The organism is Olsenella uli (assembly GCF_016900775.1).
Lineage (GTDB): Bacteria > Actinomycetota > Coriobacteriia > Coriobacteriales > Atopobiaceae > Thermophilibacter > Thermophilibacter uli_A.
Window position 1 is genome coordinate 1 of sequence record NZ_JACJKN010000025.1, and the last position, 13850, is coordinate 13850.

Sequence of the window (13850 nt, forward strand, 5' to 3'; positions counted from 1 at the left end):
AGATGTGTATAAGAGACAGGCCCCTCCCCTTCCCGGACGCCCCCCTGCCGCGTGCTGCGTTTGAGGTGCGTTTCGAGGGCATCTAGACCTCCATCACGACCGGTATGATCATCGGCCGCGTGTGCGTCTTGTTCCAGAGCAGGTTGGAGAGCGTGTTGCGGACGCCGCGGCGCAGGGCCTCGATGCTCGAGCCGTCGGAGCGGGCGAGCTTCTCGACCTGGGCGCGGACGAGCTTCTGCGCCTCGCCGTCGAGCAGCTCGTCGGTCGAGGACGAGACGCCCCGCCCGAAGACCTCCACGGCGCTCACCGAGCCCGTGCGCTTGGAGACCACCACGGTGCAGCTCACCACGCCGTCGGCGCCGAGCTTCTGGCGGTCGCGCAGGACCATCGGGTTGGCCTCGGTGACGGTGCCGCCGTCCACGTAGACCACGCCGGACTCCACCGCGCGGCCGCGGCGCACCTTGTGGCGGACCATCTCGAGCGAGTCGCCGTTGTCGAGCACGAAGACGCGCTCGGCCGGCACCCCCATCTGGACGCCGAGCTCGGCGTGGGCGCGCAGGTGCTGCGCCTCGCCGTGGACCGGCATGAAGTAGCGGGGCTTGGCCATGGCGAGCATGAGCTTGAGCTCCTCCTGGCTCGCGTGGCCCGAGACGTGGACGAGGCCCTTGGACTTGTCGAAGATCTCGCACCCGATCTTGGAGAGCGAGTTGACAATAGACTGCACGCTCTTCTCGTTGCCCGGGATCGGCGTGGCGGAGATGATCACCGTGTCGGACTCGTGGATCGAGAGGGACTTGTGCTCGCCGTTGGCCATGCGCGCGAGCGCGGAGAGCGGCTCGCCCTGGCTGCCGGTGCAGAGCACGACGATCTTCTCGTCGGGGATGCGGTCGACGTCGTAGGCGTCGATGATGTTCTCCTCGTCGATGGAGAGGTAGCCGAGCTCGCGCGCCACCTTGGTGTTGGTGAGCATGGAGCGGCCCGTCACCACGACCTTGCGGCCCACCGCCACGGAGGCGTCGCAGATCTGCTGCAGGCGGTGGATGTGGCTCGAGAACGCGGCCACGAAGACGCGGCCCGGCGCGTTCTTGATGACGTGGCGCAGGTCGCGGCCCACGGCGGCCTCCGACGGCGTGAAGCCCGGGCGCGTCGCGTTGGTGGAGTCCGAGAGCAGGAGGTCAACCCCCGAGGCGCCGAACTTGTTGATGGCCTGGAAGTTGGGGCGGCGGCCGTCGATGGGCGTCTGGTCGAACTTGAAGTCGCCGGTGTGCATGACGGTGCCCGCCGGCGTGGACATGAAGACGCCGAAGGCGGCCGGGATGGAGTGGGTCATCGAGAAGAACGTGATGGTGAAGGCCCCGAGCGTGATCGTGGAGCCGTCGCTCACCTCGCGGAACTTGGGCGAGCGGATGTTGTGCTCGGCGAGCTTGCCCTCGATGATGCCGAGGGTGAGCTTGCTCGAGTAGATGGGCACCTTGCGCGTGAGGTCCTGCAGGAGGAACGGGAGCGCGCCCGTGTGGTCCTCGTGGCCGTGGGTGATGATGATGCCGCGGAGCTTCTCCTCGTTCTCCAGCACGTAGGTGTAGTCCGGCAGAATGAGGTCGATGCCGGGCTGGCCCTCGTCGGGGAACATCAGGCCGGCGTCAACGAGGACCATGTCACCGCCGTACTCGAAGGCGGTCATGTTCTTGCCGATGCCGTCAAGGCCTCCCAGCGGGATGATCTTGAGGGCGGTGTCTTTCTTGGGCATTCCTGGGCGATTCCTTTCGGGGGTGATCGGTCGGGTCATATGAGACGGCCGGGCGGAGCTGACCCGCCGGCCGCGCCAATTCGCATACCCGACAATTGTAGTCGAGAAGCGGAGGGGTCCGCGCACCCCCACGAGAGTTTCACGCGGCGCCCCCGAGGCATCTGCCATTTTTGCCGTGAAGTGCACCGTCTTTCCGGCGCTTCCGGCAAAAGATAAGTTACTCAATCATTTTCAACTGGGCTTCAGTCGCCGTCACGGCCCCTCAGCACCGCGCGGCCCGGAAATGACGGTGCACTTCGTGGCAAAAATGGCAGCCGCCACAAAAACCCGGCGGCAGGAAGGGCCGCCGGGTGACGAGCGGCCCGGGCGTTCCGCAAGGAAGTTCCGCGTAGCGCACTTCCTGGGGGAACGCCCGGGCCGCCATGGCGTCAGAGGATGGGACCTGCGCCCTTACGCCCCGTGGTGGCGGCGCGGCTGGCGCTTCTCGCCACCCTTGTCGCCGCCGTTGTCGCCGGGACGGCGGCGCGGTGCGCGGTGCTCGCGGCGCGGGCGGTCCTTCTCGCCGCCCTCGTGGGAGCGGGCGTGGCCGGAGCCGGCCGGGGCCTCGGGCTTGTCGATGCGGTCGAGGCTGATCTTGCCCTTCTCGTCGACCTCGAGGACGCGGACCTTGACCTCGTCGCCGATGTTGAGGACGTCCTCGACCTTGTCAACGCGGCCCTGCGCCACGCGGGAGATGTGGAGCAGGCCGTCCTTGCCGGGCAGGAGCTCGACGAAGGCGCCGAAGGGCTGGATGCCCACGACGCGACCGGTGTACTCCTCGCCCACCTCGGGGACCTTGACGATGGCCTTGATGCGCTCGGCCGCGGCGTCCGCGGCGCTGCCCACGCCGGCGATGAAGACGGTGCCGTCCTCCTGGATGTCGATCGTGGCGCCGGTGTCCTCCTGGATGCCGCGGATGACCTTGCCGCCGGAGCCGATGACGTCGCGGATCTTGTCCGTGGGGATCTGCAGGCTGATGATCTGCGGCGCGGAGTCCTTGGTCTCGGCGCGCACGGCGGGCACGGCGTCGAGCATGGCGTCGAGGATGAACATGCGGCCCTCGTGCGCCTGCATGAGCGCGGAGCGCAGGATCTCCGGCGTGAGGCCGGTGGCCTTGTTGTCCATCTGCATGGCGGTGATGCCCTTGGTGGTACCGGTCACCTTGAAGTCCATGTCGCCGAGGAAGTCCTCGAGGCCCTGGATGTCCGTGAGGACGACGGTCTTGCCCTCCTCCTGGATGAGGCCCATGGCCACGCCGGAGACCGGGCGCTTGAGCGGCACGCCGGCGTCCATGAGGGCGAGCGTGGAGCCGCAGGTGGAGGCCATCGAGGAGGAGCCGTTGGACTCCATGACCTCGGAGACCACGCGGATGGTGTAGGGGAACTCGTCCTCGGACGGGATCACCGGGAGCAGCGCCCGCTCGGCGAGGTTGCCGTGGCCGATCTCGCGGCGCTTGGGGCTGCCCATGCGGCCGGTCTCGCCGGTGCAGTAGGGCGGGAAGTTGTAGTGGTGGATGTAGCGCTTGCCGTCGACGGGCTCGATGGTGTCGAGGCGCTGCCATTCGTTGAGCATGCCGAGGGTGCAGACGGAGAGGACCTGCGTCTGGCCGCGCTGGAAGAGGCCGGAGCCGTGGACGCGCGGGAGGTAGTCTCCCTTGACCATGAGCGGGCGCACCTCGGTGGGCGTGCGGCCGTCCACGCGCTCGCCGGTCTCGACGACCATGAGGCGCATGGCATGCTTCTCGAGGGCCTTGAGCTCCACGGGGATGGCGCGGCTCCACTGGGCCTGCTCCTCCTCGCTGAACTCGGCCTTGATGGCGGCCTTCAGGGCCTCGACCTTGCCGATGCGCGAGAGCTTGTCGGCGTCCTTGAGGGCGGCCTCCATCTCGTCGTAGTGGGCGAAGACGCGGTCGTGGACCTCGGCGATGGGCTCGTCGAGGATGTACTCGCGCACCGGGAACTCGCCGTTGGTGGCGCGGACCTTCTCGAAGAACTTCTGCTGCTCGGCGCAGAAGGCGGCGATGGCCTCCTGGCCAAAGGCCATGGCGGCGAGCATGTCCTCCTCGGAGATCTCCTCGGCGCCGGCCTCGAGCATGGAGATGAAGCCCTCGGCGCCGCCGAGCTCGAGGTCGAGGTCGGAGTTGTCGCGCTCCTCGTAGGTGGGGTTCACGATGAACTCGTGGGTGTCGCGGTCGCGGCCGATGCGCACGCAGGCGAGCGGGCCCTCGAAGGGCACGCCGCCCACGGTGAGGGCCGCCGAGGCCGCCATGATGCAGATGGTGTCGACGGGGTTCACCTGGTCGGCCACGAGCGTGGTGGCAACGACCTGGACCTCGTTGCGGAAGCCGGCCGGGAAGGACGGGCGGAGGGGCCGGTCGATCATGCGGGCCGTGAGGGTGGCCTTCTCGGACGGGCGCGCCTCGCGCTTGAGGTAGCCGCCGGGGATGCGGCCCACGGCGTACATCTTCTCGATGAAGTCGACCGTCAGCGGGAAGAAGTCGTAGTCCTTGCGCTCCTTGGACACCACCGCGGTGAGCAGGACCGTGGAGTCGCCGCACTTGACGAGGCACGATCCGGTGGCCTGCTTGGCCAGCTCGCCGGTCTCGAGCACGTAGTGCTTGCCGTAGAGGTCGAACTCGTGTGTAACCTTTGCCATGTCTTTTCCCTTATCTCCGCCTGCCCCATTGCAGGCGGGCCGTCTCGGCGGCCGGCCGGCCGCCCGTCCGCGCTTCTCGCGGACAAACCAAAGAAGGGGCGCCCGCGGGCGCCCCTCCGAAGAACCGCTCTACTGGATGTTGTCGCGGATGCCGAGGCTCTTGATGAGGGTGCGGTAGTCCTCGATGTTGCGAGCCTTGATGTAGGACAGCAGGCGACGACGCTTGCCGACGAGCATGAGGAGGCCACGACGGGTGTGGAAGTCCTTCGGGTGCGTCTTCATGTGCTCGGTCAGGCCCTTGATGCGCTCGGTGAGCAGGGCCACCTGGACCTCGGCGGAACCGGAGTCCTTGTCGTTGGCGCCGTACTGCGCGACGAGCTCAGCCTTGCGCTCCTTCGAAACTGCCATGTCAAACCACCTTTCACAGAGATTCGCCCCGAACTGGGAAGGCCGTCAGGCAGTTGGCGCGCCTCCAGGTACGGGGTACTGACCTGCGGTAGTGTAGCACAGCCGCGGGCACGGGTCCTTCTCGGCAGAAAATCCACGGTTGCGCGGGGCGCCGCGACGCCGGGCCCGTGTCCCGCCGCCCCGGAACGAGTGACGCGTTTTGGACGGACGGGCCTCCCCTGAGGCCGCCGTCCGGTCAAAACCCGTCACTCGGCGGCAGGTGCGGCCACTCGGCGCGCGGCGCCTACCCGCGGGCCGCCGCCACCAGGGCCGAGAAGATCTTGCGGCTCGGCTCGTCGACGGCGTGCATGAACTCGGGGTGCCACTGCACCGCCCAGCAGAAGCGCGATGCGGGCCGCCACACGGCCTCGACCACGCCGTCGGCCGCCGAGGCCATGACCTCAAGCCCGGGCGCCACGTCGCGCAGGGCCTGGTGGTGGTAGCTGTTGACCGCGAGCTCGCCCGCGCCGAGGCACGCGGCGAGGGGCGTCTCGGCCAGGACCTCGACCGGGTGGGTGGGCTGGTCGTAGGGCGGCTGGCCGTGGTGCTCCACCGCGGAGGGGCGCTGCTTGGGGAGGTCCTGCCAGAGCGTGCCGCCCAGGACTGTGTTGAGCGCCTGGATGCCGCGGCAGATGCCGAGCAGGGGCAGGTCGCGCTCCAGCGCCGCCGGGAGGAGGAGCGCCTCCATGGCGTCGCGCTCGCGGCAGAGCTCCCCGCAGAGGGCCGCGGCCGCGGGGTCCTCGCAGCCGTAGCGGGCGGGGTCGACGTCCTGGCCGCCGGTCACGACGAGGCCGTCCACGGCGTCAAGCGCGCGCGACAGGGCCGCCGCGTCCGCCGTGAGCGGCAGCATCGCGGGCACGCCGCCCGCCTCGAGGACGGCGTCGAAGTACCCCGGCAGCATCCACAGGCTCTCGCGGCCGTAGTCGACGAGCGGCACGACGCCGATGATGGGCATCTCTGACATGGCGGGCTCTCCCCTCTCGCTGGAACATCGGCCGCCCATTATGCCCCAACTCGCGCGCCCAAAGGGGCGCGTTCGTGCAATAAGTGACTGTCACTTTTGCACGATGCGGCGGCAGCCTCATGCGGAGAGGCAGAACTCCATCGCGCGTAGGCGGCAGTCGAGGTGGGTCACCGCCCACGTGTGGGCCACGCCGAGGAGGAAGACCGCCGTCTCGGGGTCGACCGGGGCGGCGAGGAGCTCGTCGAACGTGAGGCCGATGAGCGCACGCAGCCACGCGAGCTGGGAGGGGCTGACCTCCTGCGCCCCCGCCACCTCGCGGGCGCAGGAGGAGCAGAGCGCCCCGCCCATGGCCGCCGAGAAGTACGAGACGGCCTCGTCGCCGCACGCGGCGCAGCCCGTAAGCTCCGGGCGCCAGCCGCCGTGGGCGAGCACCTTCAGCGCGTAGGCCGCGACGACGAGGTCGAGGTGGGGCTGGTCGGCGGCCTCCTCGCAGGCGGCGAGCGCCCGCGAGCAGATGGGGTGCAGGAAGGGGTCGGGCGCGTCCTCATAGCAGGTGAGGCGCGCGATCTCGGCCACGGCGCTCGCCGCGGAGACGCGCTCGTAGTCGCCGCGCAGGCGGGCGTGGGGCTCGACGAGCGAGGCCTCGGAGACCACGTCGAGCGAGCGGCCCTTGGCGAGCAGGAAGTCGTCCTCCGAGAAGAGCTCGGCGCGCGCGGCGAGGCGGCCCCCGGGCTTGCGGGCGCCCTTGGCGACGGCGCGCAGCTGCGATCCGTCCTGGGAGAGGAGCGTCAGGATGAGGTCCTGCTCGCCGAGCTTGGTGCGGTCGAGCACGACCGCCCGCGCGCGATAGGTGCGCCTCCCGCCGGGCACGCCTAGTCCTCCGAGGAGTAGCCCAGGCGGCGGATCTCGCGCTCGTCGCGGCGCCAGGCGGGGGCCACGCGCACCGTGAGGTCGAGGAAGACCCTGCAGCCGAGCAGCCGCTCGATGTCGCGGCGCGCCTCCGTGCCCACGCGCTTGATCATCTGGCCGCCCTTCCCGAGCACGATCCCCTTCTGGCCGGAGCGCTCCACGAGGATGGTGGCCGCGATGGAGGCGTGCCCGTCGTCGGCGTACTCGAGGCTCTCGCAGAGGACGCCCACCGAGTGCGGGAGCTCCTGGCGCAGGTGCAGGAAGAGCTTCTCGCGCACGAACTCGGCGACGAGGTCCTCGGGGGTGGCGTCGACGTCCATGCCCTCGGGGAACCACCGCGGCCCCTCCGGCAGGTGCTCGGAGACCAGGCCAACGAAGGCGTCCACGTTGAAGCCCTCGCGCGCGGAGACCACGAGCTCGTCGTCGAAGTCGCAGAGGGCGCGCGCGGCCGCGAGCTGCGCGGCCACCTGCTCGGGGCCGGCGATGTCGGCCTTGGTGAGCACGAGGAGCTTGTAGTCCGCCTCGGCGCGCGCGACGTGGTTGGCCACCCACTCGTCCCCGCGGCCCACCGGCTTGGTGGCGTCCACGAGGAAGGCCACCGCGTCGGCGTCCGCGAGCTCGCCGAGGGCGCTCTTGTTGAGCTCGCTGCCGAGCGCGTCCTTGGGCTTATGCAGGCCGGGCGTGTCGATGATCACGAGCTGCGAGGTCGGCGTGTTGATGACGGCGCGCATGCGCCGGCGCGTGGTCTGCGCCACGGGGCTCGTGATGGCGACCTTCTCGCCCATGCAGGCGTTGAGCAGGGTCGACTTGCCGGCGTTGGGGCGGCCCACCAGGGCGACGAAGCCGCTCCTGAACGGCACGTCCTTCTCGGCACGCTCTTTGCTCATGTGATGACCTCCAAAGGCGGGCCCGAGGGCCCCTAGTCGAAGAAGATGGCGTTGGCGAAGACGAGGATGCCCACGACGGCGACGAGCGTCGAGAGCACCCAGACCGCCGCCGCGGCGATGTCCTTGGCGCGGCCGGCGAGCGGGTGGAACTCCGGGGACACGAGGTCCACCACGGTCTCGACCGCGGTGTTGAAGAGCTCGGCCATGATGACGACGCCGCAGCACAGGATGACGACGGCCCAGCTCAGGAGGTCGAGCCCGACCACGAGCCCGGCCACGACGGCGCACGCGCCCGCGGCGAGCATCACCTTGATGTTGCGCTCGGTGGTGACGGCGGTGCGGAAGCCCTGCATCGCGAAGAGGAAGCTCTTCCGGAAGCCGGGGTGGTCGCTCTTGGAGCCGGGGATCATGCGTCGTCCTCCTCGCGGTGGCGCGTGAGGACCACGCGGTCGACGGTTCCGTCGGTGGGCATCCCGGCGAGGATGTCCTCCTCGAGCGCCTCCATGGCCTCGGCCGAGGCGTCGTCGAGGTGGTCGTGCCCCAGGAGGTGGAGCATGCCGTGCACGAGCATGAGGCGCGTCTCGTCCGCCGGCGTCGTGCCGAAGGCCGCGGCCTGCCGGGCGATGTAGTCCGGGGCTATGACGATGTCGCCGAGCTCGCAGGGCTCGCCGGGCGCGAGCGAGGGGTCGTCCGGCCGCTCGCACTCGATGGAGATGACGTCCGTCGCGGCGTCGACGTCGCGCCACTCGGCGTTGATCTCGCGCATGCGGGGCTCGCCCACCACGGAGACGGAGACCGAGCACGGGCGGCCCACGCCCTCGTGGGCGAGCACGGCGTCGCAGGCGGCGCGCAGCTCCTCCTGCGCGAGCGCGCAGCTGACGCCCTCCTCCACGAAGAGGTCGTACTCGTTATCGGCCATGCCGCTCTCCCTCCTGCCCCGCGCGCGCCGCGGCCTCGTAGGCGTCCACGATGCGGGCGACGAGCGCGTGGCGGACGATGTCGTTCCGGTCGAGGTCGACGAAGGCGACGTCCTCGAGCCCCGAGAGCGCGCGCCGCGCCGACTCCAGCCCGCCCTCGCCGGGAAGGTCACGCTGGGAGGCGTCCCCCGTCACCACGAAGGTGGACGAGAAGCCCAGGCGCGTGAGGAACATCTTCATCTGCTCGGGCGTGGTGTTCTGGGCCTCGTCGAGGATGACGAAGGCGTTGTTGAACGTGCGCCCGCGCATGTAGGCGAGCGGCGCTATCTCGATGATGCCCTGCTCGATGAGGGCGTTGCCCTTCTCGATGTCCGTCATGTCGAAGAGCGCGTCGTAGAGCGGGCGCACGTACGGGTCGAGCTTCTCCTGCAGCGTGCCGGGGAGAAAGCCGAGGGACTCCCCCGCCTCCACGACGGGGCGCGCGAGCACGATGCGCCCCACCTCGCGGCGCTTGAGGGCCGCCACGGCCATCGCCATGGCGAGGTAGGTCTTGCCGGTGCCGGCGGGGCCGATGCCAAAGGTGACGGTGTTGCGGCGAATGGCGTCCACGTAGCGCTTCTGGCCGGCCGTCTTGGGGCGGATGGCCCGGCCGCGGTAGGTGAGCAGGATGTCGTCCCCGACGAGGTCCGCGCGCGCGGCGCCGTGGCGCACCTGGTCCACGATGACGTCGACCTCGCCCGCGCTCGGCGCCTCCCCCGCCTCGACGAGCCGGATGAGGCGCGAGAAGACCGAGGTCACCTGGTCGACGACGTCGGCCGGGCCGGACACGGTGACGTAGCTCCCCCGCACGGAGATCATGGCGTCGAAGGCCGCCTCCACGCGGCGCAGCAGCGCGTCGGCGGGGCCCATGACGGCCGTCGGGTCGACGGAGTCGGGGATTGTGAGACGAACCTGGGTTGGCTCCATGCTCCTCCTGTTGGGTAGGCTCACTCGATGATAGCCCATGGCGAGGTCGAGGGCTCGCGGCACGCGCCGGCGCGGCGGTTAGAGAACCGCGGCCGTTGCCGCCCGCCTCGGTGGCGCGGTTAGAAAAGCGGGGTCGCTGCAGGGCGGCGGGGCCACGGCCCGACGCAAGGACGGCGCCCCGTTAGGGAATCGGGGTCGTAGCGCGGGAGTTGCTTAGGAAACCGCGGCCGTCGCAGCCCGCAGGTCCTTCTCGCCCCGGAACCTGCCTCGCCCGGCCGCAACGACCTCGATAGCCTAAGCAGGGAGGCCCCAAAGCCCGCAACGACCGCGGCTTTCTAAGCGCGGGCGAGAAGGGCGCGCGGGCGAGGCCCCTACAGCAGCTCGGCCGCGAGGGTGGCGTCCGCGCCGACGGCGGCGAGGCGCACCCGCACGAGGGAGTCCACGGGGACCGAGGCGTCCAGCGTCACGTCGAAGAGGCCGCCGGAGACCGCGCGCCCGGGGTACTGCACGAGGACGAGGTCCTCCGTGCCCACGAGCCGCGCGGCCTCGGCGAGGCGCATCTCGTGCGCGAGCTCGCGCGCCCGGCGGCTCCGCTCGGCGGAGACGCCCGCCGGGACCTGGGCGGGCATCGTCGCCGCGGGCGTGCCCGGCCGGCGCGAGTAGCGGAAGACGTGCATCCACGAGAAGCGCATCTCGCGGCAGAAGGCGAGGCTGCACTCGAACTCCTCCTCGGTCTCCCCGGGAAAGCCCACGATGAGGTCCGTGCTGAGGGCGATGCCGGGCACGTGCGCGCGGGCCGTCTCCGCCACGCGGCGGAAGAGGTCCGTGCGGTAGACGCGCGCCATGCGGCGCAGCGTCTCGTCGCAGCCGGACTGCAGGCACACGTGGAGGAACGGGGCCACGCGCCCCCCGGAGGCGGCCATCACGGAGCAGAGCCGCGCCGTCACGTCGGGCGGCTCGATCGACGAGAGCCGCACCCGCTCGACCGCGGTCTCGGCGAGAAGGACCTCGAGCAGCGCCGGCAGGTCGAGCTCGCGCCCGCGCTCGTCCGCCGCGCGGTAGCTCCCCAGGTTGATGCCCGTGAGGACGACCTCGCGCGCGCCGCGGGCCATGGCGGCGCGGACCTCGGCGAGCACCCGCTCGGGGGGCACGCTCCGCGCGGCGCCGCGCGCCCGCCAGACGATGCAGTAGGTGCAGCGATTGTCGCAGCCGTCCTGGATCTTGATTCCGGGCCGCGTGCGGCCGGTGGGCGTGACCGCGTCCGCGCGCGCCGGGCCGGCCGCAGCTGCCCCGCCGTCGAGCATGCCCCCACGCACGGAATCGCACCCCGCGGGGGCGGGTTCTGTGCATAGGGGCATGCTCGACGCCCCGCCGAACACGGCGTCCGGGGCCCCGCCCGCGGCGAGCCCCAGCGCCTCGAGCGCGCGGCCGGCCACGCGGGACTTGTCCCGCTCCACCACGACGTTGGACGCGAGCGCGGCAAGCTCGTCGGAGAACAGGCTGGCGACGCAACCCGTGGCCACCACGAGCGGGGCCTGCGGCAGGGCGGCCGCGCGGCGCACCGCCTTTCTCGTCTTGGCCTCGGCCTCGCCGGTGACGGCGCAGGTGTTGACGATGACGACGTCCGCCTCGCCCTCGGGAACGAGCTCCGCGCCGGAGCGCTCCAGCTCGAGGGCCATGCGGTCGAGCTCCACGCGGTTCACGCGGCAGCCGAGGTTCACCAGGGCGACGCGCGCGGACGTCCCGCGCCCGGCCGCCGCGGGGGGCGGCGTCACTTGCGGCCCCTGAAGGGGTTCTTGGGCGCGTGCCAGCGCTCCTTGGCGAAGTGCTCGGCCACGTTCTCGGCGGCCGCCGAGAAGCCCTCGGCCTCCGCCGCGTCCTTGTCGACGCCCTTCTCGCCCTCCTCCCCGAGGGTGCGCTCGGCCACGATCGCGGCCACGTCCAGCAGCTGCTTCTTGGTGAGGTCGCGCGGGGTCTCCACCTGCACCACGGCCACGAGGTTGCCGCGGGCGATCATGCCCATGCGCGGCATGCCCTTGCGCTCCACCACGACCTGCTGGCCGAACTGGCACCCGGCGGGCACCTCCACGGTCACGCGCTCGCTCTCCATGATGCCGTCGATGGTGACGGTGGTGCCGAGGATGGCCTGCAGCGCGTCCACGCGCACGGTGCAGAAGAGGTCGTCGCCGCGCCGCTCGAAGCGGTCGGACTCCTTGACCTCGATGCTCACGACGAGGTTGCCCGAGGCGTCGCCGCGCACGCCCGCCTCGCCCTTGCCCTCCACCGTGAGGGTCTGGCCGGAGTGGACGCCGGCGGGCACCTGGACCTCGACCTTCTCGCGCGAGGGCGTGCGGCCCTGGCCCTCGCAGGTCTCGCAGGGGTGGTCGATGACCTGGCCCTGGCCGTGACAGGCGGGGCAGGTCGTCTGCGTCTGCATCTGGCCGAAGATCGTGCGCTGGACCTCCACCACGCGGCCGGTGCCGTGGCAGCGCTCGCACGTGTGCATGCGCCCGCCCTCGGCCGCGCCCGTGCCGCCGCAGTCCTCGCACGGGGCGAGGCGCGTGTAGGCCACCGTCTTGTGGCAGCCGGCGGCGGCCTCCTCGAGGGTCACCGTAAGGCGGATGCCCATGTCGCGCCCGCGGGTGCGCGCCTGGCCGGCCGCCCGGCCCGCGCCGCCGCCGAAGAAGGAGTCGAAGATGTCGCCAAACCCAAAGCCGCCCCCGCCGAAGATGTCGGAGACGTCCACGTAGTCGGAGCCAAAGCCGGCGGGTCCGTTCGGGTCGCCGTAGCGGTCGTAGTTGGCGCGCTTCTGGTCGTCAGAGAGGACCGAGTACGCCTCGTTGACCTCCTTGAACTTCTCCTCGGCGTCCGGGGCGTCCGAGACGTCCGGGTGAAGCTTGCGGGCCTTCTTGAGGAAGGCGCGCTTGATCGTCTTGGCATCGGCGTCGCGAGGCACCTCGAGCACCTCGTAGTAGTCCCTCTTTGGTTCCACGTGCATCTCCAGAGCTTGTTGGTTCTTGTCCGCAGGTTCTTATACCCTGAAAGAGGCGGGGTGCACGCCCCCGCCTCTCACAAAGCTATCACTTTTCTGAAACTACCAGTAGCGGTAGCCCATGTAGCCCCCGCGCCCGAGGCCGGCGGTGCAGGAGAACATCATCACCATGAAGAGGGCGAGCATGAGGCCGTTGGACGCGCCGTTGGCCACGGCCACGCCGGCGTTTCTCCACCAGCGGCCGCTCGCGCGCACGCCGTCGCGGACCACCATGTAGATGCCCACCACGAGCGGGATGACGATGATGAGCGCCATCGAGGCGAGCGTGCTCGTGAGCGCGCCCAGGACCGCGAAGGGCACGGCAAAGCCCACCAGGTTGAAGCCGCCCGCCTGCCGGCGGGTGAGCCGCTCCTCCGGCACGCAGATGCGGCAGACGAAGTCGCCGGCCGTGGAGCCGTTGGTGCCGGCGTTGCCCATGCCGGGCTTTCTGACCTCGTCGCCGTCGTGGCTGCCGGCCGGCACGTCGATCACGACCTCGCTCGCCGTGAGGGTGCGCCCGGTGCCGCCGCAGGCCGCGCACGGGTCCGCCACGACCTTGCCCGTGCCCTCGCACTCCGGGCACGTCATCATCATGACGCCGAAGAGCCCCGTGTCTACGGTGATGTGGCCCGAGCCGCCGCACGTGGGGCAGGTCTCGGGGTGCTCGGCCTCCACCGAGCCCGAGCCATGGCAGACGCCGCAGGGGGCGTAGCGCTGGTAGGTGACGCCGCGGCGCGTGCCCTCGGCGGCCGTCTTGGCGTCCACCGTGAGCTCGTAGATGACATCGGCGCCCGCCTTGGGGTTGTACGCGCGCGAGCGCCGGCGCGAGGCGGCGCCGCCGAAGCCCCCGCCGAAGGGCCCCCAGCCAAAGGGGCTCCCGCCGAAGGGGTCGTACCCGTAGCCGCCACCCTGGGGCGCGCCCGCGCCGTAGCCGCCCGCCGCGAAGGGCGAGCCGGAGCGCATGGCGTCGTAGCGCTTGCGCTTGTCCGGGTCCGAGAGTACGGCGTAGGCCTCGGAGACCTCCTTGAAGCGCTCCTCGGCGTCCGGCGCCTTGTTGACGTCCGGGTGGAGCTTGCGGGCCTTGGTCTGGAACGCCTTTCGGATCTCCTCCGTGGAGGCGTCCTTCTCGACGCCGAGGATGGCGTAGTAGTCCTTGTCGTTCATCGATGCCATGTGGCGGGTCTCCCTGCTGGTGGTGACACAGATGGAGAGATTATATCCGGTGGGCGGCGGGTTCATTCCCGCAGCGGGCGGTATCCGCGCGGTCCACATGCGCGGGGGCGGGAGG

Annotated in this window: 12 protein-coding genes; all 12 read right to left on the reverse strand. The window is 70.8% G+C overall.

Annotation, left to right across the window (positions count from 1 at the left end):
- Positions 1–82: 82 nt before the first annotated feature.
- The 12 genes from H6A23_RS10905 to H6A23_RS10960 all read right to left on the reverse strand — a co-directional run bounded on the left by H6A23_RS10905 (position 83) and on the right by H6A23_RS10960 (position 13735).
- Complete coding sequence (locus H6A23_RS10905; protein ID WP_204832202.1) at positions 83–1747, reverse strand: ribonuclease J; 1665 nt, start codon at positions 1745–1747, stop codon at positions 83–85.
- A gap of 450 nt (positions 1748–2197) precedes the next feature.
- Positions 2198–4441 carry a polyribonucleotide nucleotidyltransferase gene (locus H6A23_RS10910; RefSeq protein WP_204832203.1) on the reverse strand — a complete coding sequence of 748 codons (2244 nt, stop codon included), beginning with the start codon at positions 4439–4441 and terminating at the stop codon, positions 2198–2200.
- Between the two features lie 129 nt (positions 4442–4570).
- Positions 4571–4849, reverse strand: coding sequence for a 30S ribosomal protein S15 (gene rpsO / locus H6A23_RS10915; protein ID WP_167929329.1), 279 nt, complete (start codon positions 4847–4849; stop codon positions 4571–4573).
- Positions 4850–5132: 283 nt separating this feature from the next.
- A complete protein-coding gene (locus tag H6A23_RS10920) occupies positions 5133–5852 on the reverse strand; it encodes a gamma-glutamyl-gamma-aminobutyrate hydrolase family protein (RefSeq protein WP_204832204.1) in 720 nt (239 codons plus the stop codon).
- 117 nt (positions 5853–5969) lie between these two features.
- Complete coding sequence (gene recO, locus H6A23_RS10925) at positions 5970–6722, reverse strand: DNA repair protein RecO (protein ID WP_204832205.1); 753 nt, start codon at positions 6720–6722, stop codon at positions 5970–5972.
- A 2-nt stretch (positions 6723–6724) separates the two neighbouring features.
- Positions 6725–7648 (reverse strand): GTPase Era, encoded by a 924-nt coding sequence (gene era, locus H6A23_RS10930; RefSeq protein ID WP_204832206.1) that lies wholly within the window; start codon positions 7646–7648, stop codon positions 6725–6727.
- Between the two features lie 32 nt (positions 7649–7680).
- Complete coding sequence (locus tag H6A23_RS10935; protein ID WP_204832207.1) at positions 7681–8058, reverse strand: diacylglycerol kinase family protein; 378 nt, start codon at positions 8056–8058, stop codon at positions 7681–7683.
- Positions 8055–8567 (reverse strand): rRNA maturation RNase YbeY, encoded by a 513-nt coding sequence (gene ybeY / locus H6A23_RS10940; RefSeq protein ID WP_204832208.1) that lies wholly within the window; start codon positions 8565–8567, stop codon positions 8055–8057. The genes H6A23_RS10935 and ybeY overlap by 4 nt, the downstream gene beginning before the upstream one ends.
- Positions 8557–9531 (reverse strand): PhoH family protein, encoded by a 975-nt coding sequence (locus H6A23_RS10945; protein ID WP_204832209.1) that lies wholly within the window; start codon positions 9529–9531, stop codon positions 8557–8559. The genes ybeY and H6A23_RS10945 overlap by 11 nt, the downstream gene beginning before the upstream one ends.
- 371 nt (positions 9532–9902) lie before the next feature.
- Positions 9903–11306: a MiaB/RimO family radical SAM methylthiotransferase gene (locus H6A23_RS10950; RefSeq protein ID WP_353653067.1), complete on the reverse strand. Its 1404-nt coding sequence runs from the start codon at positions 11304–11306 to the stop codon at positions 9903–9905.
- Positions 11303–12523, reverse strand: a complete 1221-nt coding sequence (dnaJ, locus tag H6A23_RS10955; protein ID WP_204832210.1) for a molecular chaperone DnaJ — start codon at positions 12521–12523, stop codon at positions 11303–11305. Before dnaJ ends, H6A23_RS10950 begins: the two co-directional genes overlap by 4 nt.
- 102 nt (positions 12524–12625) lie before the next feature.
- On the reverse strand, positions 12626–13735 hold the full coding sequence (locus H6A23_RS10960; protein WP_204832211.1) for a DnaJ domain-containing protein: 1110 nt from the start codon (positions 13733–13735) through the stop codon (positions 12626–12628).
- Positions 13736–13850 lie beyond the last annotated feature (115 nt).

Coding starts and splice junctions, on each gene's coding strand:
- H6A23_RS10905 (WP_204832202.1), bottom strand. CDS start 1,747: ATGCCCAAGAAAGACACCGCCCTCAAGATCATCCCGCTGGGAGGCCTT.
- H6A23_RS10910 (WP_204832203.1), bottom strand. CDS start 4,441: ATGGCAAAGGTTACACACGAGTTCGACCTCTACGGCAAGCACTACGTG.
- rpsO (WP_167929329.1), bottom strand. CDS start 4,849: ATGGCAGTTTCGAAGGAGCGCAAGGCTGAGCTCGTCGCGCAGTACGGC.
- H6A23_RS10920 (WP_204832204.1), bottom strand. CDS start 5,852: ATGTCAGAGATGCCCATCATCGGCGTCGTGCCGCTCGTCGACTACGGC.
- era (WP_204832206.1), bottom strand. CDS start 7,648: ATGAGCAAAGAGCGTGCCGAGAAGGACGTGCCGTTCAGGAGCGGCTTC.
- H6A23_RS10935 (WP_204832207.1), bottom strand. CDS start 8,058: ATGATCCCCGGCTCCAAGAGCGACCACCCCGGCTTCCGGAAGAGCTTC.
- ybeY (WP_204832208.1), bottom strand. CDS start 8,567: ATGGCCGATAACGAGTACGACCTCTTCGTGGAGGAGGGCGTCAGCTGC.
- H6A23_RS10945 (WP_204832209.1), bottom strand. CDS start 9,531: ATGGAGCCAACCCAGGTTCGTCTCACAATCCCCGACTCCGTCGACCCG.
- H6A23_RS10960 (WP_204832211.1), bottom strand. CDS start 13,735: ATGGCATCGATGAACGACAAGGACTACTACGCCATCCTCGGCGTCGAG.